Annotated in this window: 21 protein-coding genes; 10 read left to right on the forward strand and 11 right to left on the reverse strand. The window is 69.2% G+C overall.

Annotated elements, in window-relative coordinates:
* Nucleotides 1–81 precede the first annotated feature (81 nt).
* The 8 genes from ASG62_RS22830 to ASG62_RS22865 all read left to right on the forward strand — a co-directional run bounded on the left by ASG62_RS22830 (nucleotide 82) and on the right by ASG62_RS22865 (nucleotide 8,529).
* Complete coding sequence (locus ASG62_RS22830) at nucleotides 82–1,134, forward strand: substrate-binding domain-containing protein (protein ID WP_056693110.1); 1,053 nt, start codon at nucleotides 82–84, stop codon at nucleotides 1,132–1,134.
* 304 nt (nucleotides 1,135–1,438) lie between these two features.
* Nucleotides 1,439–2,959 carry a sugar ABC transporter ATP-binding protein gene (locus ASG62_RS22835; protein WP_156382326.1) on the forward strand — a complete coding sequence of 507 codons (1,521 nt, stop codon included), beginning with the start codon at nucleotides 1,439–1,441 and terminating at the stop codon, nucleotides 2,957–2,959.
* 3 nt (nucleotides 2,960–2,962) lie between these two features.
* Nucleotides 2,963–3,949 carry an ABC transporter permease gene (locus ASG62_RS22840; RefSeq protein WP_056693103.1) on the forward strand — a complete coding sequence of 329 codons (987 nt, stop codon included), beginning with the start codon at nucleotides 2,963–2,965 and terminating at the stop codon, nucleotides 3,947–3,949.
* Nucleotides 3,946–4,815, forward strand: a complete 870-nt coding sequence (locus ASG62_RS22845) for a MurR/RpiR family transcriptional regulator (protein ID WP_056693100.1) — start codon at nucleotides 3,946–3,948, stop codon at nucleotides 4,813–4,815. The genes ASG62_RS22840 and ASG62_RS22845 overlap by 4 nt, the downstream gene beginning before the upstream one ends.
* The gene (locus ASG62_RS22850; RefSeq protein WP_056693098.1) at nucleotides 4,812–5,693 is read left to right on the forward strand and encodes a PfkB family carbohydrate kinase; all 882 of its coding nucleotides are present in this window, start codon (nucleotides 4,812–4,814) and stop codon (nucleotides 5,691–5,693) included. Before ASG62_RS22845 ends, ASG62_RS22850 begins: the two co-directional genes overlap by 4 nt.
* A gap of 467 nt (nucleotides 5,694–6,160) precedes the next feature.
* Complete coding sequence (deoC, locus tag ASG62_RS22855; RefSeq protein WP_056693095.1) at nucleotides 6,161–6,856, forward strand: deoxyribose-phosphate aldolase; 696 nt, start codon at nucleotides 6,161–6,163, stop codon at nucleotides 6,854–6,856.
* Nucleotides 6,857–6,906: 50 nt separating this feature from the next.
* Nucleotides 6,907–7,986 (forward strand): aldose 1-epimerase family protein, encoded by a 1,080-nt coding sequence (locus ASG62_RS22860; protein WP_056693091.1) that lies wholly within the window; start codon nucleotides 6,907–6,909, stop codon nucleotides 7,984–7,986.
* Nucleotides 7,987–8,085: 99 nt separating this feature from the next.
* Nucleotides 8,086–8,529 (forward strand): hypothetical protein, encoded by a 444-nt coding sequence (locus ASG62_RS22865; RefSeq protein ID WP_156382327.1) that lies wholly within the window; start codon nucleotides 8,086–8,088, stop codon nucleotides 8,527–8,529.
* A gap of 133 nt (nucleotides 8,530–8,662) precedes the next feature.
* Here the strand turns inward: ASG62_RS22865 and ASG62_RS22870 are convergent, their stop codons facing one another.
* The 11 genes from ASG62_RS22870 to ASG62_RS22920 form a co-directional block, all read right to left on the reverse strand.
* Nucleotides 8,663–10,837, reverse strand: coding sequence for a methyl-accepting chemotaxis protein (locus ASG62_RS22870; protein WP_056693074.1), 2,175 nt, complete (start codon nucleotides 10,835–10,837; stop codon nucleotides 8,663–8,665).
* Nucleotides 10,838–10,922: 85 nt separating this feature from the next.
* Nucleotides 10,923–11,963: a substrate-binding domain-containing protein gene (locus ASG62_RS22875; RefSeq protein ID WP_056693071.1), complete on the reverse strand. Its 1,041-nt coding sequence runs from the start codon at nucleotides 11,961–11,963 to the stop codon at nucleotides 10,923–10,925.
* Between the two features lie 276 nt (nucleotides 11,964–12,239).
* Entirely contained in the window at nucleotides 12,240–12,632 is a 393-nt protein-coding gene (locus tag ASG62_RS22880) for a GFA family protein (RefSeq protein WP_056693066.1), read from the reverse strand.
* Between the two features lie 58 nt (nucleotides 12,633–12,690).
* Nucleotides 12,691–13,332: a hypothetical protein gene (locus tag ASG62_RS22885; protein WP_056693063.1), complete on the reverse strand. Its 642-nt coding sequence runs from the start codon at nucleotides 13,330–13,332 to the stop codon at nucleotides 12,691–12,693.
* Between the two features lie 86 nt (nucleotides 13,333–13,418).
* Nucleotides 13,419–14,291, reverse strand: coding sequence for an amidohydrolase family protein (locus ASG62_RS22890; protein WP_056693059.1), 873 nt, complete (start codon nucleotides 14,289–14,291; stop codon nucleotides 13,419–13,421).
* Nucleotides 14,288–14,710, reverse strand: a complete 423-nt coding sequence (locus ASG62_RS22895) for an RbsD/FucU family protein (RefSeq protein WP_056693057.1) — start codon at nucleotides 14,708–14,710, stop codon at nucleotides 14,288–14,290. The genes ASG62_RS22890 and ASG62_RS22895 overlap by 4 nt, the downstream gene beginning before the upstream one ends.
* Nucleotides 14,711–14,889: 179 nt before the next feature.
* Nucleotides 14,890–15,885 carry an ABC transporter permease gene (locus tag ASG62_RS22900; protein ID WP_056693054.1) on the reverse strand — a complete coding sequence of 332 codons (996 nt, stop codon included), beginning with the start codon at nucleotides 15,883–15,885 and terminating at the stop codon, nucleotides 14,890–14,892.
* Complete coding sequence (locus ASG62_RS22905) at nucleotides 15,882–16,874, reverse strand: ABC transporter permease (protein WP_056693051.1); 993 nt, start codon at nucleotides 16,872–16,874, stop codon at nucleotides 15,882–15,884. Before ASG62_RS22905 ends, ASG62_RS22900 begins: the two co-directional genes overlap by 4 nt.
* Nucleotides 16,871–18,382 carry a sugar ABC transporter ATP-binding protein gene (locus tag ASG62_RS22910; protein ID WP_056693048.1) on the reverse strand — a complete coding sequence of 504 codons (1,512 nt, stop codon included), beginning with the start codon at nucleotides 18,380–18,382 and terminating at the stop codon, nucleotides 16,871–16,873. Before ASG62_RS22910 ends, ASG62_RS22905 begins: the two co-directional genes overlap by 4 nt.
* 177 nt (nucleotides 18,383–18,559) lie before the next feature.
* Nucleotides 18,560–19,585: a sugar ABC transporter substrate-binding protein gene (locus ASG62_RS22915; RefSeq protein WP_056693211.1), complete on the reverse strand. Its 1,026-nt coding sequence runs from the start codon at nucleotides 19,583–19,585 to the stop codon at nucleotides 18,560–18,562.
* 76 nt (nucleotides 19,586–19,661) lie between these two features.
* Nucleotides 19,662–20,774: an iron-containing alcohol dehydrogenase gene (locus ASG62_RS22920; protein WP_056693044.1), complete on the reverse strand. Its 1,113-nt coding sequence runs from the start codon at nucleotides 20,772–20,774 to the stop codon at nucleotides 19,662–19,664.
* Between the two features lie 300 nt (nucleotides 20,775–21,074).
* Between ASG62_RS22920 and ASG62_RS22925 the strand changes: the two genes are divergently transcribed.
* Together ASG62_RS22925 and ASG62_RS22930 are read left to right on the forward strand one after the other, a co-directional pair.
* Nucleotides 21,075–21,749, forward strand: coding sequence for a GntR family transcriptional regulator (locus ASG62_RS22925; protein ID WP_056693041.1), 675 nt, complete (start codon nucleotides 21,075–21,077; stop codon nucleotides 21,747–21,749).
* Nucleotides 21,750–23,294, forward strand: a complete 1,545-nt coding sequence (locus ASG62_RS22930) for a UxaA family hydrolase (RefSeq protein ID WP_056693038.1) — start codon at nucleotides 21,750–21,752, stop codon at nucleotides 23,292–23,294.
* Nucleotides 23,295–23,411 lie beyond the last annotated feature (117 nt).

Here is a 23,411-nt window from a genome sequence, read left to right on the forward strand (position 1 = left end):
CCTCCAGCGCCGGTCCGTGACCGATACCGCGCGCCGGACCGCGTCCTGAGACGTCCGGCATCATCTCCGGGAGGAACCGACATGACCATTCGCCTGACGTCACTCGTCGCCGCCGGCGCGCTCGCGCTCGTCGCCCACATGGCCGCCGCGCAGGATCTGGCGCCGCTGAACTCCGACACCGAGACCGACCGCATCGAGTGGTCGCAGCTGACCGAGAAGTTCGGCGCGCTTCCGGCCGTGCCGTCCGGCACGCGCGTCGGCGGCGTCTCCAAGACGCTGACCAACGAATATTGGCGCAGCCTCGGCGAGGGCTACAAGGCCTTCGGCGACAAGGTCGGCGCCGAGGTCGTCTATCAGGCGGCGCAGAGCGAGGGCGACCAGCTCGGCCAGCTCTCGATCGCCGAGACGCTGATCGGCCAGGGCTTCAACGCGCTTCTCTTCTCGCCCCAGACCGACAACAACCTCCAGCCCGCGCTCGAAAGCGCGGAGGCCCAGGGCATTCCGGTCGTCAACGTCAACGACGCCGTCATCCCGAGCGTCCGGCACTATGTCGGCAACGTGCAGCGCGACAACGGCATGCGCGTCGCCAAGTGGTTCCTGGAAAACCGCCCCGAGGGCGGCAAGGTCGCCGTGATCGAGGGCCAGGCGGGCGTCTTCGCCGCCGGCCAGCGCACCAAGGGCTTCTCCGAGACGATCGCCGTCGGCGGCAAGTTCACCGTCGTCGCCTCCGTTCCCGGCAACTGGGACCGCCAGGTCGCCTACGACGCGGCCGCCACGATCCTGCAGCAGAACGCCGATCTCGTCGGCTTCTACGCCAACAATGACGGCATGGCGCTCGGCGTCGTGGAGGCCGTGAAGGCCGCCGGTCTGCAGGACAAGGTCGTCGTCTTCGGCACCGACGGCATTTCCGACGCCTATGCCTCGATCCGGGCGGGCGAGCTGACCGGCACGGTCGACAGCTTCCCCGTCCTCACCGGCGAGGTCGCGATGGAAGTCGGCCTGCGTCTCGCCGCCAAGCAGGACCTGCCCCGCGTCGTCTCGACGCCCCAGGCCCTCATCACCAAGGACAATGTCGAGACCTTCGCCGCCAAGGGCGACGCCCTCCGCGAGGTTCTTTTGAAGCAGGCGAAGTAAGCGAAGGTTCGGTCGACGGAGGGGGTCGCGCTCGACGGCGCTGCGGTTTGGCTGCCGTTCGCTTTCGACGGCGCCCCCCTCTGTCCTGCCGGACATCTCCCCCTCAAGGGGGGAGATCGGCAGTTTCGACGACGAGACTGATCTCCCCCCTTGAGGGGGAGATGCCGGCAGGCAGAGGGGGGCGCCGTCGAGCGCCGCCCGTGGTTTCCCGGACCTTCCGGCCCCTTCGCAAATTGCATCCAGCCGCATCGAACCAAGCCGGGCCGACGCTGCGCCGAGAGGAACTGATCGGATGACATCTGGCATGGACCGCCTCAGACTCGTGGATGTCGAAAAGAGCTTCGGCGCGCTGAAGGCGCTCGACGGCGTTTCCATGTCGGTCGCGCGCGGCAGCGTCCACGGGCTGCTCGGCGAGAACGGCGCGGGCAAGTCGACGCTCCTGCGCATCCTGTCCGGCGTCTTCGAGCCCTCCGCCGGCCATGTCGAGATCGACGGGGTGCGCGTCGTCGGCCACGGCCCGGGCGCCGCGCGCTCCGCCGGCATCGCGATGATCCACCAGGAGCTCCAGCACGTTCCCGAGCTGACCGTCGCCCAGAACATGTTTCTCGGCCGCCCCATCCGCACCGCCGGCGGCCTTCTCGTCGACCGCCGCGCGCAGGAGCGCGCCGCCGCCGCGGCCCTTGCGCCCCTCGATCCCTCGATCGACCCGTCCGTTTCCATCCGCACGCTGAAGGTCGCCCAGCGCCAGATCGTCGAGATCGCCCGCGCCATGATGGAGGACGCCAAGGTTCTCGCCATGGACGAGCCGACCTCCAGCCTGACGCCGGCCGAGTTCGAGCGCCTCGCCGTGCTCATCCACGATCTCTCGCAGAAGGGCGTCTCGGTCATCTACGTTTCGCACAAGATGGACGAGGTCTTCCGCGTCTGCGACCGGGCGACGATCCTGCGCGACGGGCGCCTCGTCGGCGACGTCGTCATGAAGGACACGACGGAGGCCGAGGTCATCCAGCGCATGGTCGGGCGCGAACTCGCCACCGCCCATCACCAGGGCTTTGCCCGCGAGGAGGTCGTGCTCGACGTCTCGGATCTGTCGCGCGGCTCGGCCGTGCAGGATGCGAGCTTTCAGCTGCGGCGCGGCGAGGTGCTCGGCATTTCCGGTCTCGTCGGCGCCGGGCGCACCGAGCTTCTGCGCCTTCTCGCCGGCGTCGACCGGCCGGACAAAGGCACGATCACGGTTCAGGGCAAGCGCCTGTCGCTCGGCAATCCGCGCCGGGCGATCGCCGCCGGGCTCGGCCTCCTGCCGGAGGAGCGCAAGCGCGACGGCATCGTCGCCCGCCGCTCCGTGCGCTCCAACATCGCCCTGTCCTCCATGCACAAGTTCTCGCGCTTCGGCTTCGTCAGGAATCGGGCGTTGGCGGAGGCGAGCACCAAGCTCATGCGCGAGCTGAACCTTCGCCCGCTCGACATCGAGAAGCCCATCGGCACGTTTTCCGGCGGCAACCAGCAGAAGGCGATCATCGGCCGCTGGATCGCGGCGGGCGCCAGCATCCTCCTCTTCGACGAGCCGACGCGCGGCATCGACGTCGGGGCGAAGGCCGAAATCTACGCGCTGATCGAGAAGCTTGCCGCCGAAGGGCGCTCGATGATCGTCGTCTCCTCCGAACTGCCCGAGATCCTCCGCGTCTCGGACCGCGTCCTCGTCATGCGCGAGGGCCGCATCGCCGGCGTCATCGAGCGCGAGGACATGAGCGAGGAGGCGATCGTCGCCCTCGCCGTGCCGCAATCGGCCAAAGCCTCCGTTTCCACCTCCGCCTCGAGGTCCTGAACCATGCCCGACTCGTCCACCACCACGCCCCCCACGCTTTCCGCCCCCGTTCATCGCAGGCGCTTCAGCTTCGGCCTGCGCGATGCCGGCACGCTTCTCGGCCTCGTCGCGATCGTGATCGTCTTCTCCGCGCTCAGCCCGAACTTCCTGACCGAGCGCAATCTCCTCAACATCCTCCAGCAATCCTCGATCAACGCCTGCGTGGCGCTCGGCATGACGCTGGTCATCATCGCGGGCGGCATCGATCTCTCGGTCGGCCCGGTCGCGGCCATCGCGGCGGTCGCCGCGGCGGCGCTGATGGCGGGCGGAACGCCCATCGTCCTCGCCATTCCGCTGGCGCTCCTCATCGGCATGGCGGCCGGCGCGGTGAACGGCATCCTCGTCGCCTATGGCGGCCTGCAGCCCTTCATCGTGACGCTCGGCACGCTCTCGCTCTACCGGGCCTCCTCGCTGATTTACACCGGCGGCAATCCGATCTTCGGCATTCCCCCGGAGTTCCGCAGCCTCTTCAACGCCACCGTCTTCGGCGTCCCGAGCCCGATCCTCATCGTCGCGGTGCTCGCCCTCGTCATCTGGATCGTCCTCAACAAGACCCCGCTCGGCGAGTATTTCCTGGCGGTCGGCGGCAACGAGGAGGCCTCGCACATCGCCGGCGTTCCCGTCGCCATGACGAAGATCGCGAGCTACGTCATCTCGGGCGGCCTCGCCTCGGTGGCCGGCCTCATCCTCGTCGGGCGCCTGGGCGCGGCCGATCCGACGCTCGGCACGCTCTGGGAGCTCGACGCCATCGCGGCGGCGGCCATCGGCGGCGCCTCGCTGATGGGCGGCAAGGGCTCGATCGTTGGCACGCTGCTCGGCGCCATCATCCTCGGCTCGCTTCGCAACGGCCTGACGCTTCTGAATGTTCAGGCGTTCTATCAACTTCTCGCCACCGGCCTTATCATCCTCGTCGCCATGCTGATCGATCGGGCGACGAGGGGCCGCGGATGAATATGTCTTTTACGGATCCGAGGACCGTCGGCCCGCGGATCCGTATGATGATGCCCTACCTGACGCCGCTGGAGGCGCGGGTGGTGGAGATGATGGTCGGCCGGCGCGACTTCGACGAGACGACCGCGCTGAAGACGATCGCCGACGATGCCGGCGTGTCCGGCGCCATGATCGTGAAGATCGCCAAGAAGCTCGGCTTTTCCGGCTTCAAGGACTTTCGCAGCGGCATCGTCGACTACAACCGCCTGCCCACCGCCGAGCTTCACCAGGAGATCTCGCCGGACGACACGAGCGCGGAGATCGCCCAGAAGGTCTTCCGCACCTCGATCCACGCGCTGGAGGAGACGCTCTCCATCCTCGACCCGCAGGCCTTCGATCGCGCGGTCGAGCTGATCGCCAAGGCCCGGCAGCGCGACTTCTACGGCATCGGCGGCTCCGCCCAGATCGCCCGTGACGTCGCCCACAAGTTCCTGCGCATCGGCGTGCGCTGCTCGGTCTTCGACGACGCGCACATGATGCTGATGTCGGCGGCCCTTCTCGGCGAGGGCGACGTCGTCATCGCCTTCTCGCATTCGGGCACGACGACCGCCGTGATCGAGCCGGTTGAACTGGCCCGCAAGCGCGGCGCGCGCACGATCGCCCTCACCAACTACGCGACCTCGCCGCTCGCCGACATCGCCGACGTCGTCCTCTGCTCGACGGCGCAGGGCTCGCCGCTTCTGGGCGAGAACGCGGCCGCGCGCATCGCGCAGCTGATCATCTTCGACGCGGTCTTCGCGGCGGTCGCCCAGCGCGACCTCGCCTCCGCCGAACGCAACCTCGCCGCCACGATGGGCGCCGTCAAAGCCAAGCGACGAACCTCATGACCTCTCTGCCCCGCAAGCCCTCGATCGTCGTCGTCGGGAGCCTCCACTACGACATCATGGTCGATGCGCCCGACCGTCCGCGCAAGGGCGAGACCGTCACCGGCCACGCCTGGCGTCCGAAATTCGGCGGCAAGGGCGGCAACCAGGCCGTCGCCGCCGCGAAGGCCGGCGCCGACGTTCGCATGGCAGGCGCGGTCGGGGCCGACGATTTCGGCATCTTCCTCCTCGCCGAGCTCGAACGCGGCGGCGTCGACGCGGGTCGCGTGGCGCGCCTCTCCGGCATCGGCTCGGGCATGAGCGTCGCGATCTCCGATGCCGAGGGCGACTATGGCGCGGTCATCGTCTCCGGCTCCAATCTCGCGATCGATCCGGCCGGCCTCGCCGAGCCCGGCCTCTGGGTCGATGCGCGCGCGCTGATCCTCCAGAACGAGGTGCCCGACGCGATCAACGTCGCCGCCGCCAGAGCCGCCAAGGCCGCGAGCGCGCTCGTCTGCCTGAACGCGGCCCCCTATCGCCCGCTCTCGGACGAGCTGGCGGGGCTGGTGGACATTCTCGTCGTCAACGCGATCGAGGCCGAGCAGATGTCCGGCCATCCCGTCGCCGATCTTGCCGCCGCCGCGGACGCCGCCCGGATGCTGGCCGAGCGCTTCGCCGCCGTCGTGGTGACGGCCGGCGGGGACGGGCTCGCCGGCGTGCGGCGCGGAGAGGCGCCGGTCGTCCTCGAAGCCCTGCCCGTCCAGCTCGTCAGCACGCACGGGGCGGGCGACACGTTCGTCGGCTCCTTCGTGGCCGAGCTTGCGGGCGGCGTCCCCTTCGCCGAGAGCCTCGCGCGCGCCAACGCCGCCGCCGCCGCCCACGTCTCGACGCGCCAAGGCTAGAGCATCGGACGGTCAATAGGACCCAGTTCTGTTTGCCGTGGCCGCCCGATCCACGCGAAGGGTTGCGACGTCGACCAAAACATCCGTTTTGGTCTGACCGTGGCGGGGCCACGGCCTAGCAAGCCGACAAAGTGGGCGGACGACCACGGCAAACCCGAAGGGCTGGTCCCCTATCGGCCAATTCCAGCGGCGTGCGTCTGCGGCCGTAGCCCCGCTACGTCAGACCAAAACGGATGTTTTGGTCGACCTTGCCACCCACCTTGACCTTGACCGATAGGGGGCCAGCAGAACTGGGTCCTATTGACCGTCCGATGCTCTAAGGAGCCTTACCGGTCCCTTGCCCGGCCGCGGCCGGCATGGGACACCCTCGTTCCAACGAGCCCCCGCGACGCAGCGGGCGCCCAGCGAAAGGCCGACAGATCCTCGATGCGGGGCTCGCCCGGCCGCCACGGATCTCGGGAGGATTCATGAGCAAAGCCGCAACGCCGTCGTCCGATCTGGCCGGTCTCATCGACCACACGATCCTGAAGCCGGAGGCCTCGCGGGCCGACGTGGCGCGCCATTGCGAGGAGGCCCTGGCCTTCGGCTTCGCCTCCGTCTGCGTCAATCCCGTCCATGCCGGCTTCGTCGCGGGCCTTCTCAGCGGCAGCCAGGTCAAGACCTGCGCCGTGCTCGGCTTTCCGCTCGGCGCCGGCGGCGCGTGGATCAAGGCCGAGGAGGCCGCCTGGCTGGTCTCCGAAGGCGCGGACGAACTGGACATGGTGCTCGACATCGGCGCCCTCATCGAGGGCGATCTCGACCGCGTGCGGGCCGACATGGCGGCGGTGCGCGCGGCGAGCGAGGGGCGGATTCTGAAGGTGATCCTGGAGACCTGCCTCCTGAACGACGAGCAGACGATCGCGGCCTGCCGCATCGCCGCCGAGACCGGCCTCGACTTCGTGAAGACCTCGACCGGCTTCTCCACCGGCGGCGCCACGGTCGAGGATGTCGCGCTGATGCGCCGGATCGTCGGCCCGACCATCGGCGTCAAAGCCTCCGGCGGCATCCGCACGAGCCGGATCGCGCGGGCCATGGTCGCGGCCGGCGCCTCGCGGATCGGGGCGAGCGCCAGCGTCGCGATCGTCTCCGCCGGGGACGAGACGGCCGGCGGCAGCGGCTACTGAAGCAGGCCGCCAACCGCTCGAAACGAAAGCGCCCGACGAAAGGAGACGCCATGGTCACGAGGTTCGAACTCCGGCCCGCCGCGTTCGACGAGGTCGAGCGCGCTTGCGTCCAGCACGGCGAACTCTCGGCGAGGCTCTTTCGCTACCCGACCGGCGTCGAGGCGATCCAGCTTTCCAACCGGCGGGGATCGCTGGTCGTCCTGCCCTATCTCGGCCAGATGATCTGGAGCGCCGCCTTCGACGGCGTCGATCTCACCATGACCAGCATCTTCAAGGCGCCGCGCCGGGTCCGCACCATCGCCGAGACCTATGGCTGCTTCGCCTTCCATTCCGGCCTCCTGCGCAACGGCGTGCCGGGGCCGGAGGACGATCACGCCGCCCATGGCGAGATTCCTTGCGCGCCGATGGACGATGCGGCGATCGAGGCGGGCGAGGACGAGGGCGGACCCTACCTGCGCATTCTCGGCAGCTACGACTATGCGATGGGCTTCGGCGCCCATTACCTCGCCCGCCCCTCCGTGACGCTTCGGGCCGGCAGCGCCCTCTTCGACATGGCGATGGAGGTGCGCAACCTTTCGGGGGCGGCCATGGACCTCATGTATATGTGCCATGCCAACTTCGCCTATGCAGAAGGGGCGGAGATCCTGCAGCGCGCACCCTTCACGCCCGAGCGAACGCGCGTGCGCCGCCAGGTTCCCCGCCATGTCGCGCCGAACCCCGACTATCTCGCCTTCATCGAGGAGCTTGCGGCCGATCCCTCCGGCAGCCGCGTGCTCGGCGCCGGCGAGCGCTACGATCCCGAACAGGTCTTCTACATCGAGGCGCCCGAGACCGACGCGGACGGCGAGACGCAGGCCATGCTCCGCCGGCCGGCCGGCGACGCCTTCGTCATGCGCTACCGCCCGGCGGAGTTTCCGAAGACGGTCCGCTGGATCCTGAAGGGCGCCGACCAGTCCGTCGCCGCCTTCGCCCTGCCCTCGACCTGCGAGCCGGAAGGCTATGCGGCCGAAAAGGCCAAGGGCAACGTCAAAAGCCTCGCGCCCGGCGCCACCGCCGCCTTCACGACGCGCCTCGGCCATCTCGACGCCGAGGAGACCCGCATCGAGGCCGCGCGCTTCGCGCAAGGCTGAAGCCAGCTCCAAACCGGACGGTCCCCGCGACCCCAGGGAGATGCGTGACGTTCGGCGCGAGGTCTCCTATCCTGCGGGGGTCCGACAGGGAGAGCGAACATGCGGATGCAGCGACAGGCGGTCCGGGGCGCGGCGGCGGCGGTCCTTCTTCTCATTCACGTCCTGCCCTCGGCGGCGGGCCCGATCCTGCCGGCCTGCGAAAGCGACACGCGGCCGGGACGCACGCCCTCCTGCGTCTCCACGGGCGACCGGGGATGGTTCCAGGGCTCCCGATGGCGGCTGAAGGACATGGAGGCGCCGGAGATCAACCGGCGCAGGGCCATGTGCCGGGCCGAGCAGATCGCGGGCATCAAGGTCCGGGACCGGCTGCGCGTGCTCCTGTCGCGGGGCTACACCGTCTTCCCCGCCGCCAAGACCGATCCCGACGGCTGGCCGCTCGTCCGAATCCAGCTCTCCGACGGGCGGGACGTCTCGTCCCAGCTGATGAGCGAGGATCTCGTCCAGGCCGTGCCGAACAACACCAACCGCTGGTGCGATCGCTAGAGTCTGTCGGCGGAGTGGAGTCCGACGATCCCCGAAGCGCTAGCGACATCGAAGTGCCGCATGAAAAAGCCCTCGGCGACCGGGCGTCGCCGAGGGCTTCGAGGCCGCGCCGATCGCGTCGGCCGTCGTCCCGTCAGGCGGCGCGGGCGTAGCGCTTCGGGGCGCGGGCGCCGCGCTGGGGCGCGGCATCGGCGACGGCGAAGCGGCCGACCGCGTCGGACAGGCGCTGCGCCTCCCCGACCAGCGCGTGGCTCGCGGCGGTGGACTGCTCCACCATCGCGGCGTTCTGCTGGGTCACCTGATCCATCTGATTGACCGCGACGTTCACCTCGGCAAGGCCCGTCGCCTGTTCGCGGGCGGACAGGGCGATGTCGCTGACGATCTGCGTGATCTCCAGGACCTGGTTGACGATGCGCCCGAGCGAGCGGCCGGTCTCGCCGACGAGATGCACGCCCCGCTCGACCTGGGACGAGGAGGTCGAGATCAGCGTCTTGATCTCCTTGGCGGCCTCGGCCGAGCGCTGGGCGAGCCCGCGCACTTCCTGGGCGACGACCGCGAAGCCTCTGCCGGCTTCGCCCGCACGCGCCGCCTCGACGCCGGCATTCAGCGCGAGGAGGTTCGTCTGGAAGGCGATTTCGTCGATCACGCCGATGATCTTGCCGATCTGGTCGGACGAGGTCTCGATCTCGCCCATCGCGGCCACGGCATTCTCGACGATGGCGCTCGACTTCTCCGCATCCTGGCGCGCGGCGGCGACGACGGACTGGGCGTGGATCGCGCCCTCGGCCGTCTTGCGCACGGTCACGGTGATCTCGTTCAGGGTTGCGGCGGTCTCTTCGAGCGAGGCGGCCTGCTGCTCGGTGCGGCGCGAGAGATCGTCGGCGGCCTGCCCGATCTCGCTGGAGCCGCCGGCAATGGTCGCGGAGCTGGAGACGACGCGCGAGATCGCGTTCTCGAGCTGCTCGATCGCGCCGTTGAAGTCCAGGCGCAGGCGCTCGTAGTCGCCGGGCAGTTCCTCGGTCATGCGGGCCGTCAGGTTGCCGTCGGCCAGCGCCTGGATGCCGGCGCCGAACTTCTCCACGACGAAGGCGCGCTCGCGGGCGATGGCGGCCTTGGCGGTCTCCTCGTCGGCAAGCCGCTTGGCCTCGGCCGCCTGCTGGCGGTTCGCCATGGCCGCCGCGTCCGTGCGCTGGCGCTCGTTGGCGGAGTCCTTGAAGACCTGCGTCGCGCCCGCCATCGCGCCGATCTCGTCGCCGCGCCCGACGCCGGGAATGGCGGTGGCGAGGTCGCCGGCGGCAAGCCGCAGCATGGCGTCGGTCATGGCCTTGATCGGCTTCGTGATGCCGCGGGCGATGAGGGCGGCGAGGACGACACCGATGAGAACGGCGAAGCCGGCGGCCAGGATCGAGTTCGTATAGGCCTCGTCGGCGGCCGCCTTGGTCTCCGTGCGCGTCCGCTCCGTGTTGGCGAGCGTCTCGTCGCGGACCTTCAGCATGTCGGCGGAAAGCTGCCGGCCGAGATCCGCGACCTTGGCGAGGCCCTCCTCGCGCTGATCGACGGCCTCGCGCAGAGCCGCGACGCCGGCAAAGAGCGCCTCCAGATTGGTGCGGCCCTCGACGACGAGGGGATTGCGGGCGACGCGCGGACCCATCCGGCCGAACTGGTCGAACTTGCGCTCGGCATCGCGCAGCGCGACCTGCGCGTCGCCGATCTCGGTCTGCGACCCCGTGAACTGGAAGCTGCGCATCAGCATGCGCGCGGTGAGGACGCGGTCCTGGATGACCGAGATCGCGCCGATATCCTCGAAGTCGCCGATGCGCGTGAGCATGGTCGCGACCGTCGAGCTCATCGCGCCGACCGCGGTGGCGGCGGCGCCGCGCGCCTCGTCCACGCGGTCCTGGCTGCCGGAAAGGCCCGTATCGCCGACGAGAAGCGGCCGCATGCCGGTCCGCACGTCGTCCAGCGCCTTGGTCCAGGCGGCCTTGCGCGCCGGGTCGATCGTCGCGGCGATGCGGTCCGTGAGGCCCTGCTCCAGCGAAGCGAGCGCCGTCTCGACGCTCTGCTGGTTCGCCTCGTTGTTGAGGGCCGCCAAGGCGGAGGTCGAGAGCTGGAGCTGGAACAGCTGAGCCTGGAGATCGGAGGCCTTCACCGCATTGTTGGAGCGCGCGGCGTAGTGGTCGAAGGACGCGCCGAGCCCCGAGATGCGCGTCACCCCGTAGCCGGCGATCGCCAGGAGAAGCAGGAGGACGACCGCGAAGCCGAGAAAGAGTTTGGTGCCGATGCCGAACGTGGTGCGGGCTTGGATCATGGCGAGCTACCTGGGCGGATGGATGCGGGGGGACGACGAGCGGCCGCGAAAGCGCCGGCCGACGCGGATCGGTTCGTGGCGCGGATCAGTTCGTGGCGTAGTCGGGCAGGCTCTTGGCGGTCATCACCGATTGCGGCGAGACGACCCAGCCGGGCACCGGCTGGCAGGCGAGAAGGCGCAGGCCCGTCTGGATGGCGAGCGCGCCTTCCTTGGGCGGAAACTGGGCCGTCGTGCCCTCCAGCGTTCCCTTGGCGATGGCCTCCTTGGCGGGCAGGACGCCGTCGGTGCCGACGACCACGACGTCGTCGAGCCGGTCGAGCTTGGCCAGCGCATCGACGACGCCGAGCGCCATCAGGTCGCTATTGGCGTAGATGCCCCGGATGCCGGGCTGGTCCGCCATGATCTGGAGCGTGGCGGCCATGGCCGTCTCGCGCGCCCAGTCGGCCGTCCGGCTCGCGACGAGCGTCAGGTTCGGATAGGCCTGAAGGCCCGTCTTGAACCCCTTCACGCGATCGATCCGGTAGGGCGAGGTCAGCTCGCCCTCGATTTGCGCGACGAGGGCGCCGCCCGGGAACTGCTCGTGCAGGAACTCCGCCGCCTTCGCGCCGAGCGCGACGTGGTCGGTGCCGATATGGGTCCGCACGCCCTCGGGCTTCAGGTTGATCGAGATGGTCGGAATGCCCCGCGCGTTCGCCTTGTCGATGACGCTGCGAAGATTGGTGGCGTTGATCGGCGTCAGGAGGAGGACGTCGGGATTGGTCGCGAGCGCGGCTTCCGCGACGGCCAGCTGCTCGCTTTCGGAAATGCGGTCCTTGGGAGCGGTCGATTCGACGGAGACGCCGAGACGCCCCGCCTCGCTGCGCAGGCCGGCCATGACCTCCGACCAGAACGGGTCGTCGAGGAACTGCGTGACATAGGCGAATTTCAGCGGCTTGGACGAGGGCGAGAGCACGCCGAAGCGGCTGTCGAGGTCCGAGGAGGGGATGCGAGCCGAGAGGACGGAAGCATCCGCGGGGCAGGCGACGCCCGCTTCCGCGGCCCGCGGCGCGAGCGCCGTGGAGGCCGCGAAAATCGACAACCCGGCGGCATAGACCGCGTTCCTGCGCTGAAAGATCCGTCGCGACATGCCAGCTATCCGGTTCTGGAAAACAAGTATCCTAAAATACGCAGTGACCCTTTAAAAATTGGTGATGCGGACTCAAGAATGGGACGGCGAAGCCCTGGAAACCCTGGCCTTTCCGGACCGCCGCGCAGGAGGGCGCGGCGTCGCGCGCTCCCGATCGACGAGCCCGGCGCATCCGTCCGTTGAAATCATGACGAATTTCGTAACGGCATCCGAGCTTTTCGGTGTTCGGATAAAGGACAGGTCCGTTCGCTTTCCGTGCAGCGTCGTTCGCTCGGCTTATTCTTCGGAGCGATCGGCCTCGTCCCGGTTCCGCTCGTATCGCCGGTTCAGGGGAAACGGCGGCAGCCAGGCCTCGCGGCGGACGGTCCAGAGTTCGTAGGTCGGCGTGAACAGGTCGGTGCCGTCGAAGGCGCCGAGGGCGAGCTCGATCTCGTCGTCGCTCCGACCGAAGACCGAAGAGCCGCAGCGTGGGCAGAAGGACCGCCCGGCATAGGTGCCGACCTCGCCCTCGATCGCCACGGCCTCTGCGGGAAAGATGGCGGAGGCGTGGAAGAGCGCGCCGTGATGCTTGCGGCAGTCGAGACAATGGCAGAGGCCGACCCGGTATGGCCGTCCCGTCGCCACGAAGCGCACGTCGCCGCACAGGCAGCCGCCGGTCCACCGATCCATGTCCGCTTCTCCCAGATGGCTTTCACCTCGAGCAGCCTCTCGCGGACAGGCCCGCCCGTCAACGCAGGAGGCCGTCCGCCGCGAAGGCGTCCCAGTCCTTCAGCTCCATCGTCCTGCCGTCGGCCGAGGCCTTCCGCTTCGCGCCCGCCGGCCCCGCGCCGGCTCCCTTGCCGGCCCGCGTCAGCGCGGCCTTGCCCGCCGCGCGGCGTCTGGCTTCGGCCGTCGCCTTCGCGTCCTCCTCCCGCCAGAGCGAGGGCAGGTCGCGGTCGAGCACGTCCTCGATCTGCCGGGGATCGAAGACATGGAAGGTCACGGTCCTGGCGCGGCCGCGCAGCTTGACGGTCCGTGTGCCCGCGCTCGCGAGCCGGCCGTCCTTGGTCCATTTCAGCCGCTCGCGCGGCGCGATGGCGAGGATGTCGTCCACCTCGCCCGGCAGGACCGGCAAGCTGTCGATGGTGGAGAGAACCGTCTCGACGATCCGGGAGGCGGCCGCGAACCGCTCGTCCTCGCCGGCCGGAACGGCGAGGCGGATGCGGCCGTCCGCGACGGTCAGGCGCTTGCGGTCGGGAAAGGGCAGCCGCGCCTTGATCTCGCGCTCGATGCCCTGGCCGCGCACGGACGACCCGAGCGCCGCCCGCGCCGGAAACGGCCATTCGGCGGCAAGGACGGGGGAAGCGTGCGGGGTCTCGACGGATGCCATGATCCCGAAACGACGATCCCCGCCAAACCTTTCCCTCCGGCCCGCGGCGAACGCGGCGGAATGCCGAAACGCCGGACCGGCGACGATCAGCTGCCCGCGGCGCCGAAGGACCGGCCCTTGCCGTAGAAGGCGGCGGCGTTGTCACCGAAGATCTTGGCGAGGGCGGCCGGGCCGAAATGCTCGCCGAGCAGCGTTCGGGCGAGGGCGCCGACCTCGGCATAGGAGGCGGCGAGCGTCGCCACCGGCCAGTCGCTGCCGAACATCAGCCGGTCCTCGCCGAAGATGTCCGCGACATGGGCGACGAAGGGGCGGAAGGCCTCGGGACGCCAGTCCTCGGCGGCCTCCGTCACCATGCCGGAGACCTTGCAGGAAACGTTGGGGAAGGCCGCGACCGCGGCGAGATCGGCGCGCCAGGGGTCGAGGTCGCCGGCGGCGATGGAGGGCTTGGAGAGGTGGTCGACGACCGCGCGCAGCCCCGGCACGGCCTCGAGGGCCTTCGCCACATGCGGCAGATGGCGGGGAAAGGTCAGGATGTCGAAGGCGACATCCATCTCGGCGACGAGACGCAGATGGTCGAGGACGCGGGGGCGCAGGATGAAGGCATCGTCTTCCAGGCCCTGCAGCATCGGGCGCAATCCGACGAAGAGCGGGTTGCCGGCATAGTGTTCGAGGCGCTCGGGAAAGGTCTCGGCCTCCATGTCCAGCCAGCCGACGACGCCGGCCACGAAGTCGGTGCGCTCGGCGATGCCGAGGAGGAAGTCCGTCTCGGCCTCCGTCTCGGCGGCCTGGACGAGGATCGTCCGGTCGATGCCGGCGCGCGCCAGATGCGGGCGCAGGTCGTCGGGCAGGAAATCGCGCAGGAGCGGCGCGACATGCTCGCCCATCCAGCCGTAGTCGCCGCGGGCGACCTGCCAGAAGTGCTGGTGGCTGTCGATCGAGAGGCGCGGACGGACGCTCATGGCCGCACCACGCCCTTGCGCAGGATGATGTTGCCGTAGAGCTGCCGCTCGCCCGAGGAGACGACGGCATAGGCCCGGGCGGTCCGCGCGACGAACTCGGCGGGCTCGATCACCTCCATGCCGACCGCGCGCCCTTCCGCCCGCTCGGCGATGCGCGCGAATCCCTCGTACATCGCTTCCGTCCCGGCGGGGCCCTTCATCACGGCCAGCGGGGCGTCGGAGAAGTCGTCGAGGGGGAGGAGCGAAAGGATCGCCTCCAGGATGTCGTCGGTCGACGCGCCCGGCAGCTCGACGAGCCGGGTCGCGAGATTGGCGGCCCCGAAATTGGCGTCGCCGATGGCGATCTCGTTGCCATGGCCCATGTCGGCGAGGATGGCGAGAAGCCGTCCGGTGAGGAGGGGATGAAGGGTCTTCAGCATGGATACGGCCTCGAAGGGGCGAAGGGCGGGGTGAGCCGTCGCGCCCCGGCCTCTGCCGGAGCGCTCCGATCGAGCGGAGCCAAGGTTCCGGCTCGAGACTCGTCTGATTTCGGTCGTGTTCGGGGATGACCGGTTTCCACCGATCCGGGCGAACTCTCGGGGCGATCGTCCCGCCGGCTCTAGAGCTTGGCGCGCGTCTTGCGCCGCGTCCAGACGACGAGGGCGACGCCCGCGATGAGCAGCGCCGCGCGCACGAGCTGGCGCTGGGAATCGGTCCAGCCGAGCAGCGCCGCGCCGCTGAGGAGCACGCCGAGAAGGAGGACGCCGGTGATCGTGCCCGCCACGTTCGGCTTGCCCATCTTCAGCGCCATGCCGCCGAGCAGCACCGCCGTCAGCCCGTCGATGAAATAGGAGGAGCCGATATAGGGCTGGCCGGAGGAGAGATCGGCGCAGAGGAGGACGCCCGCCAGCGCCGAGACGGTGCCGGACAGGACGTAGAGCATGAAGAGCAGCCGCCCGGATGGAACGCCGGCCTGCTCCACGGCATGCGGGTTCTGCTCCATGGCGTAGATGTAGTGGCCGAAGGTCGTGCGGTCCTGCAGGAACCAGGCGAGCGCGTAGAGCGCGGCGACGAGCAGCGCCAGGACCGGCACGATGCCGAGATCGGCATCGACCAGGGCGCCGGCGAACCCCGTCGTGTTCAAAGGGATGGAGGTGCCCTTGCCGATGGCGGCGGCGACCGAGCCGGCGAGGCCGCCGGTCGCGATGGTGATGACGAGCGCCGGCAGCTGCATCCACGCCACGAGGAAGCCGTTGAGAAGCCCGACGAGCACGCCCGCCGCGATGGCGACGATCGCGGCCACGGGCCAGCCAAAGCCGGAGGAGACGAGGCCGGCGACGATCATGGTGGAGAGGGCGGCGACCGACATGAAGCTGACGTCGATCTCGCCGGCCGCGATGATCCAGGTGAGCCCCAGGAACATCAGCGCGGAGATCGAGGCGGAGCGCAGGATGTCGTTGACGTTTCCGGCGCTGGCGAAGCTCGGCCGAAGCCAGGAGAAGACGGCGACGAGAGCCAGGAGCAGGATGAGGAGCCCGTAGCGCACGAGGAAGCGCCTGGCATCGAAGCCGCCATCCGGTGCGGCTCGGGTCTGTCTTGTCATGACGGCGCTCATGAACGGGCCTCGCGCGAGGGGGACCGGCCGGCCTCTCGGAACCGGCGGAAGGCTTCGGCGATCTTCGGATCGAAGAGGGCGATGGCGGAGATCAGGACGATCGAGACGATGGCGTCGGAGTAGAAATACGGCACCGCGAGAAGGGTGAAGCCGTTCAGCATGGCCGACATCAGAAGCGTGCTCGCGACGGTCGCGGGGACCGAGGCGGTGCCGAAGAGGGCGGCGCCGAGATAGACGGCGGCATAGGCCGGCATGAGAAGCTGGTTGCCGGCGGTGACGTTCGCCGCACCCGAGGAGGCGACGAGAAGCGTGATGGCAAGGCAGGACAGCGCGCCCGAGACCGCGAAGGCGGCGAGCACGTAGAGCTTCACGCGGACGCCGGAGAAGACCGCCGAGACGCGGTTCTCGCCGGTCGCGTAGAAGGCGTTTCCGAAGCGCGAGCCGTGCAGCACGACGGCCGCCACAATCGCCGCGAGCCCGAGGATCGCGACGGGCGCGTCGATGCCGAAATACTTCGCGTCGTTGAGATCGAGGATGCCCGACATGAAGAAGTTCTTCGAGATCGAGGTGCCGTTCGAATAGAAGTAGGAGAGCCCGACCGCCGCGCCGCCGGTGGCGATCGTCGCCACGATGTCGGGAAGGCGAAGATAGGCCACCGCGAACCCGTTGATCAGCCCGCAGAGGAGCCCGACGCCGACGGCGCCGAGCACGCCGACGGCGACGCCGTAGCGGCCCGCGATCAGCCAGCCGAGCGTCATGGCGCCGAGCGAGGCGATGCCGGGAAAGGAGAGGTCGAACTGGCGGACCACGATGACGAAGGTCAGTCCCAGCGCCGCCAGTCCCTGCACGGCCATGTGGCGGAGGAGGGCGTGGATGTTCTCCGGCGAGAGATAGCTCGGCGAGAGGCTGGCGAAGACCAGCGCGACGAGGGCGAGGAGGGCGAGGAAGGCCGCCGTGCGCATGAGGAGCGGGTGGGCTTTGCTTGTCATGCGGCGCGCGCTCCCATGATGCCGGCGGCCAGGAGCTGGTCGCGCGTCGTGTCCGTGGCGTCCGGCCGGACGGGCCGGCCCTTGTAGAGAGCCATCACGCGGTCGGCGAGGCCGTGGACCTCGTCGCAGTCCGAGGACATGACGATGACGCCGGCCCGGCGCGAGAGCTCGCGCATCAGCGCGTAGAGCTTGGCGCGCGCGCCGATGTCGACGCCCACCGTCGGCTCGACGAAGATGTAGATGTCGGAGGTCCGGAAGAGGCCCTTGGCGATGACGATCTTCTGCTGGTTGCCGCCGGAAAAGGCGCTGACCGGCCGGTCGAGCTGCAGGGGCTGGAGCCCGACGTCCCGGGCGAGCGCCTCGGCGTCCCGCCGGTTGCGGGAGAAGCGCAGGAGACCGGAGAGGCCCGACGCCTTGCCGAGATGGGCGACCGTCGTGTTGAAGACGACGTCCTTGGTCATGGTCAGCCCCTCCGCGCGCCGGTCGCCGGGCACGAGGAAGATGCCGGCCTTCAGGGCGTCGTGCGGGCCGGAGAAGCGGACGTCGCGTCCCTTGACGCGGATCGTCCCCTCGTCCGGGCGCATGGCGCCGAAGAGGACCTTGGACAGTTCGTCGACGCCGGAGCCGACGAGGCCGAAGACGCCGAGGATCTCCCCGCGCCGCAGCTGGAAATCGACGCCGGAGAAATGTCCGGAGCGGCCGAGACCGCTCGCTTCCAGAAGCACCTCGCCCTCCGGCTTCCCGTCGCGAACGGGGAAGAGCTCGCCGGCCGCCTCGTCCAGCATCAGCTCGGGGATGGAGACGTTCGTCTCCAGCGCCTCCCGGGAGGTGAAGGTCGCCACGTTGCGCCCGCCGCGGAAGACGGTGAACCGGTCGGCGATTTCGAAGACCTCCTCCAGCCGGTGCGTGATGTAGATGATCGCGATGCCGGCCGCCTGGAGGGCGCGCATCAGCTGAAAGAGCGAGGCCTTCTCGCGCTCGGTCAGCGTCGAGGTCGGCTCGTCGAGGATGAGGACCTTGATGTCGTCGTGGCGCAGCGCGTGCAGGATCGCGACGATCTCGCGGTCGACCGCCGGCATCTCGCCGACGCGCTGGTCGAGGTCGATCTCGATGGGAAAGCGCTGGAGCAGCCGGTCGGCCGCATCGCGCATCGCGCCGCGGTCGATCCGCGCGAAGAGACCGGGCTTGCGGCCTTCGTGGCCGAGGAAGATGTTCTCCACGCCCGTGCAGTCGGGCACGAGTTCGGGATGCTGCTGGACGGTGGCGATGCCGGCCTCGATCGCAGCGCGGGGCGTGCCGAGCTGAACCTCGGCGCCCGCGATCTCGATCGTTCCCTCGTCCTTGGTGTAGACGCCGGAGAGGATCTTGATCAGCGTCGACTTGCCGGCGCCGTTGATGCCGAGCAGCGCGTGGATCTCGCCCGCCTCGAGCTGGAAGTCGACGCCGCCCAGCGCCTGCACCGTGCCGAAGCGCTTGGCGATGCCCCGCATGTCCAAAATCCGAGCCATCGGCCCTCCCCTCCCCACTTCGCGAACGACCGGAGCGGCGGCCTGCCGCCGCCCCGGAGGCGTCACCGTCGGCGCCCTAGGGTCCGTCAGGCTCGTTCCGAACCGGACAGACCCTAGAGTCCTTTGAATTCGTTTGTCTTTTCGGGATAACCGGCTCCCACTTATCCCTGACAAACTCTAGAGCGCGCGCTTCCAACCGAGCTTGGCGGCTTCGCCGGGCTGGTCGTAAGTGTCGGGGATCTCGATATTGGCGAGGCTCTCCTGCGTCACCGCGTAGGACGGGGTGATGACGAAGCGCGGCGCCTTGCGGCCCGCGATGACCTCGTGGGCGTAAAAGGCGTTCATATAGGCCATCTCGTAGAAGCTCTGCGCCATGGTCATGGCGAAGGGCGAGCCGGCCTGGATGTATTCGAAGGACTGCTGGCCGCCGTCGATGCCGGTGATGAACGTGTCGCGGCCGGCCGCCTTGATGGCGAGCGTGCCTTCGGACGCCGCGCCGTCCCAGGCGCACCAGATCGCGTTGAGGTCGGCATTGGCGGTGAGGATGTTGTCGACGACCTGGCGCGGCGTCGTGGTGCCGCCGAGCGCGAAGGCGATCTCGGAGACGATCTTGATGTCGGGATAGCGCATGAAGACCGATTTCGCGCCGAGCGTGCGCTGGTCCCAGGACTCGTTGGAGGGCAGCGAGACGAGCGCGACGGTGCCCTTGCCGCCCAGCCGGTCGGCGATGTACTGCGCGCCGGCCGCGCCGAGGCCGAAATTGTTGGACATGGCGGTGGAGGTCACCGTCGTGTTCGGCACGTAGCTGTCGCCGCAGAAGATCGGAACGCCCGAGGCGACGGCCGCCTGCACGGCCGGCGCGATGGCGGCGGCGTCGGCGGGGGTGATGAAGATCGCGGCCGGCTTGGAGGCCACGAAGGCGGCGATCTGGTCGGCCTGCTTCTTCACGTCGTAATTGGCGTCGGCGATGGTGAGCGTGCCGCCCAGGCGCTTGATCGCGTCCTCGTAGCCGCTGACGATGTGGCGGCCCGATTCCCAGACCGTCCAGCCGAGCGAGGCGCAGAACTGCGCGTCCTGCGCGAAGGCGAAATTCGGCCGCGCGAGAGCGGCCGCGACCGTCAGGGCGGCGGCTCCGCTGAGGAAGCCGCGCCGGCTGAGACGAAGGCCCGCGGCCTCCGGGCTGTTGTCGTCGAAATTCGTCATGTCCATCTCCTCCCAGATTGATGTCCCCCGGAGCGGCCCTCCAGCCGGCTCCGTCCGATCCTTCCGCTCCCGCCGCTCAGCGCGACTGGTGCAGAAGCTCCAGATATTCCTCTCGCGTCGGCAGGCGCGGATTGGTCCCGTGGCAGTGGTCCTTCAGCGCCTCGCCGGAGACGCGCTCCATCATCGCCTCGGTCACGCCCATCGCGTCGAGCCCGGCGGGCAGGCCGATGTCGCGCGACAGATCCTTCACGACCCTGTCGGGCTCGCCGCCCAGAATCTCCGAGATCACGTCCCATTTCGCGCCGATGGCCGGGCGGTTGAAGCGCAGCACGGCCGGCATGAGGACGGCGTTCAGCGTGCCGTGGTGAAGGTTCAGCTCGCGCACGGCGCCGAGCGGATGGGTCAGCGCGTGGACGGCGCCGAGCCCCTTCTGGAAGGCCATCGCGCCCTCCAGCGCGCACATCATCATCTCCCATCGCGCGCCGCGGTCCGAGCCGTCCGCGACGGCGCGGCGGATGGCGGGAATGCCGCGCTTCAGGCCGTCGAGCGCGATGGCGTCGGCCGGCGGGTTCACCGCGGGCGCCATGTAGGTCTCCAGGCAGTGGGACAGGGCGTCCATGCCGGTCGCCGCCGTCAGGAAGGGCGGCAGGCCGTAGGTGAGTTCGGGATCGCAGAGCGCGACGGAGGGCAGCATATGCGGGCTGACGATGCCGAGCTTGCGCCCCTCGGCCGTGATGATGACCGCCGCGCGGCCGACCTCCGAGCCCGTGCCGGAGGTCGTCGGCACCGCGACGAGCGGGCAGATGCGCCCGTGGATCTTGGCGGCTCCGCCTTCGACCGCCGTGTATTGCGCGAGCGGGCCCTCGTGGCCGGTCAGGAGGCGCACGGCCTTGGCGAGATCGATCGAGGAGCCGCCGCCGAAGCCGACGATGCCGTCGCAGCCGCTCTCCTTGTAGAGCGCGGTCGCGGCCTCGACGGCGGCCTCGGTCGGATTGGCCGGGGTCTCGTCGAAGATGATCGGCGCCTTCGCGAGAAGGCCGGCGACGCGCTCGACGAGCCCGCTGGCGACGAGCCCGCGATCGGTCACGAGGAGCGGACGGCCGACGCCGAGCCCGTCCAGGATCGACGGCAGCTTGGCGATCGCGCCTTCGTCGAACTCGATGCGGGTGAGATAGGTGATGAGAGCCATGTCGGGCGCGCTTTCGCGTTGTCGTCTTCAAGATGTCGGATGCACGGCGTCCGTCGCGGCCCGCCGGGGAGCCGCGTCGCGTCGCTTCGACCGAATGTTTCGAGCCTTCCGGGTCCGGTCCGCGCGCTCGGGCCTTGCGTCACGTCGACCCGGGTTCGTCTGGTAGCGGATTGCGCCTTGCATGGTCAACCGATATATGAGTTATTGAAGCCAGACGAGAACGGCATTGTCAACACCCCCTATAAACCTGCGGAAAAGCCCATGAATGCGGACGGATCAGCCGCAAGAGTGCAGCGAGCGATGATCGAGAAGCCTGCTCAAAAGGCCGATCAGATATATGAGTTGCTGCGCCAGCATATCGTCCGGCTGCGCATGGTTCCGGGCGCCGTCATCTCGGAAAAGGAGCTTTGCCTGGAATACGGCGTCTCGCGCACGCCGGTCCGCGAGGCGCTGAAGCGGCTGGCCGACGAGGATCTCGTCGACGTGTTTCCCCATTCGGGCACCTATGTCTCGAAGATCTCCTTCGAGGTCGCGGAAGAGGGCTTCGTCATCCGCCGGGCGCTGGAGGTGGAGAGCATCCGCCGCGCCGCCCGCTTCGTGACCGATGCCGACATCGAGCGCCTGGACGCGCTGATCGCGGAGATGCGCGACATTCTCGCGCGCGGGGCGCTGCACGAATATATCGAGGTCGACGACGTCTTCCACGCCACGATCGCCGGCATCAGCCGCTATCCGCGCATCTGGAAGTTCATCAATCTCATGAAGGCCCATCTCGACCGGATGCGCCAGCTGTCCGCGCCGGTGCCCGGCCATCTCGCCGACGTGACCGAGCAGCACGCCGCCATCGTGCGCGCGCTCGAGCGCCGCAATGCCGACCAGGCCGAACTCGCCATGAAGATCCACCTCGAAGCCTCCTTCGCGGTGATGAGCGCCATGCACGAGGACGGCGCCTATTTCAAAGCGAAGGATCTCTAGATGCTGGACAGTCCCGCCGGCCCCTCGCCCCTCATCCGCCTCCATGCCGAGGACAACGTCGCCATCGCGCGCCTCGCACTGGACCCGATGACGACGCCGCTGCCGGGCGGCACGATCCTGAAGGACCGCGTGCCGCGCGGCCACAAGATGGCGCTCGAGGGCATCGCGGAAGGCCGGCCCGTCGTCAAATACGGACAGGTCATCGGCTTTGCGAGCCGGGCCATCGGCCCCGGCGAACACGTCCACACGCACAATCTCGCCATGGCCGATCTCGACCTCTTCCACGAGTTCTGCGTCGACGCGCGCGAGCCCGACTACGTGCCGGAGGCCGGGCGGGCGACGTTCCTCGGCTATCGCCGGCCGGACGGCCGGGTCGGCACGCGCAACTATCTCGCCATCGTCTCCTCGGTGAACTGCTCGGCGACGGTCTCGAAGGCCATCGCCGCCCATTTTTCGCCCGCGACCGGACGGCTCGACGCCTTCGAGAACGTGGACGGCATCGTGCCGATCACGCATGGCGGCGGCTGCGCGGTGAACATGCAGGGCGAGGGCTATCTCTATCTCACCCGCGTCCTTTCGGGCTATGCGACCCATCCCAATGTCGGCGCGGTCCTGATGATCGGGCTCGGCTGCGAGACCAACCAGATCCCGGCGCTGCTCGCCCGGCACGGCCTGTCCGAGGGGCCGAACTTCCGCACCATGACGATCCAGGCGATGGGCGGCACGCGCGCCACGATCGAGGCCGGCATCGAGGCGGTGCGCCAGATGCTGCCGGCGCTCGACGCCGCGCGCCGCACGCCGCAGTCGGCCGCCCACATCACGCTCGCGCTCGAATGCGGCGGCTCCGACGGCTATTCCGGCATCTCCGCCAATCCCGCGCTCGGTTACGCCTCCGACCTTCTGGTGCGCCACGGCGGCACGGCGGTCCTAGCCGAAACGCCGGAGATCTACGGCGCCGAGCATCTCCTGACCCGGCGCGCCGCGACGCCCGCCGTGGCGCAGAAGCTGCTCGACCGGATCGACTGGTGGCGCGACTATGCCGCGCGCGGCAAGGCGGAGCTGAACAACAACCCTTCCCACGGCAACAAGGCGGGCGGGCTCACCACGATCCTGGAAAAGTCGCTCGGCGCCGTCGCCAAGGGCGGCGCCTCGCGGCTGAACGCGGTCTACGAATATGCCGAGCCCATCACCGAGACGGGCTTCGTCTTCATGGACACGCCGGGCTACGACCCCGTCGCGGTGACGGGACAGGTGGCGGGCGGCTGCAACATGATCTGCTTCACGACGGGGCGCGGCTCGGTCTCCGGCTTCAAGCCCGCCCCCTCGCTGAAGCTCGCCACCAATACGCCGATGTACGAGCACATGAAGGACGACATGGATCTCGACTGCGGTCCCGTCGTCACCGGGGAGGAGACGATCGAGGAGGCCGGCCGGCGCATCTTCGCCGCCATCCTCGCGGCGGCCTCGGGAGAGCCGACCAAGAGCGAGATGTTCGACTACGGGGACAACGAGTTCGTGCCCTGGCAAGTCGGCGCCGTGATGTGACGAGCTAGAGTTTGTCGGGGATCAGCGGGAACCGGTTATCCCGAAAAGACGAACGACAACAAAGGAATCGTGCGCCTGTCCGGTTCGGCGTGAACCTGACGGGCTCTAGGAAACCGC

The sequence above is a fragment of the Aureimonas sp. Leaf427 genome, from assembly GCF_001425485.1.
Lineage (GTDB): Bacteria > Pseudomonadota > Alphaproteobacteria > Rhizobiales > Rhizobiaceae > Plantimonas.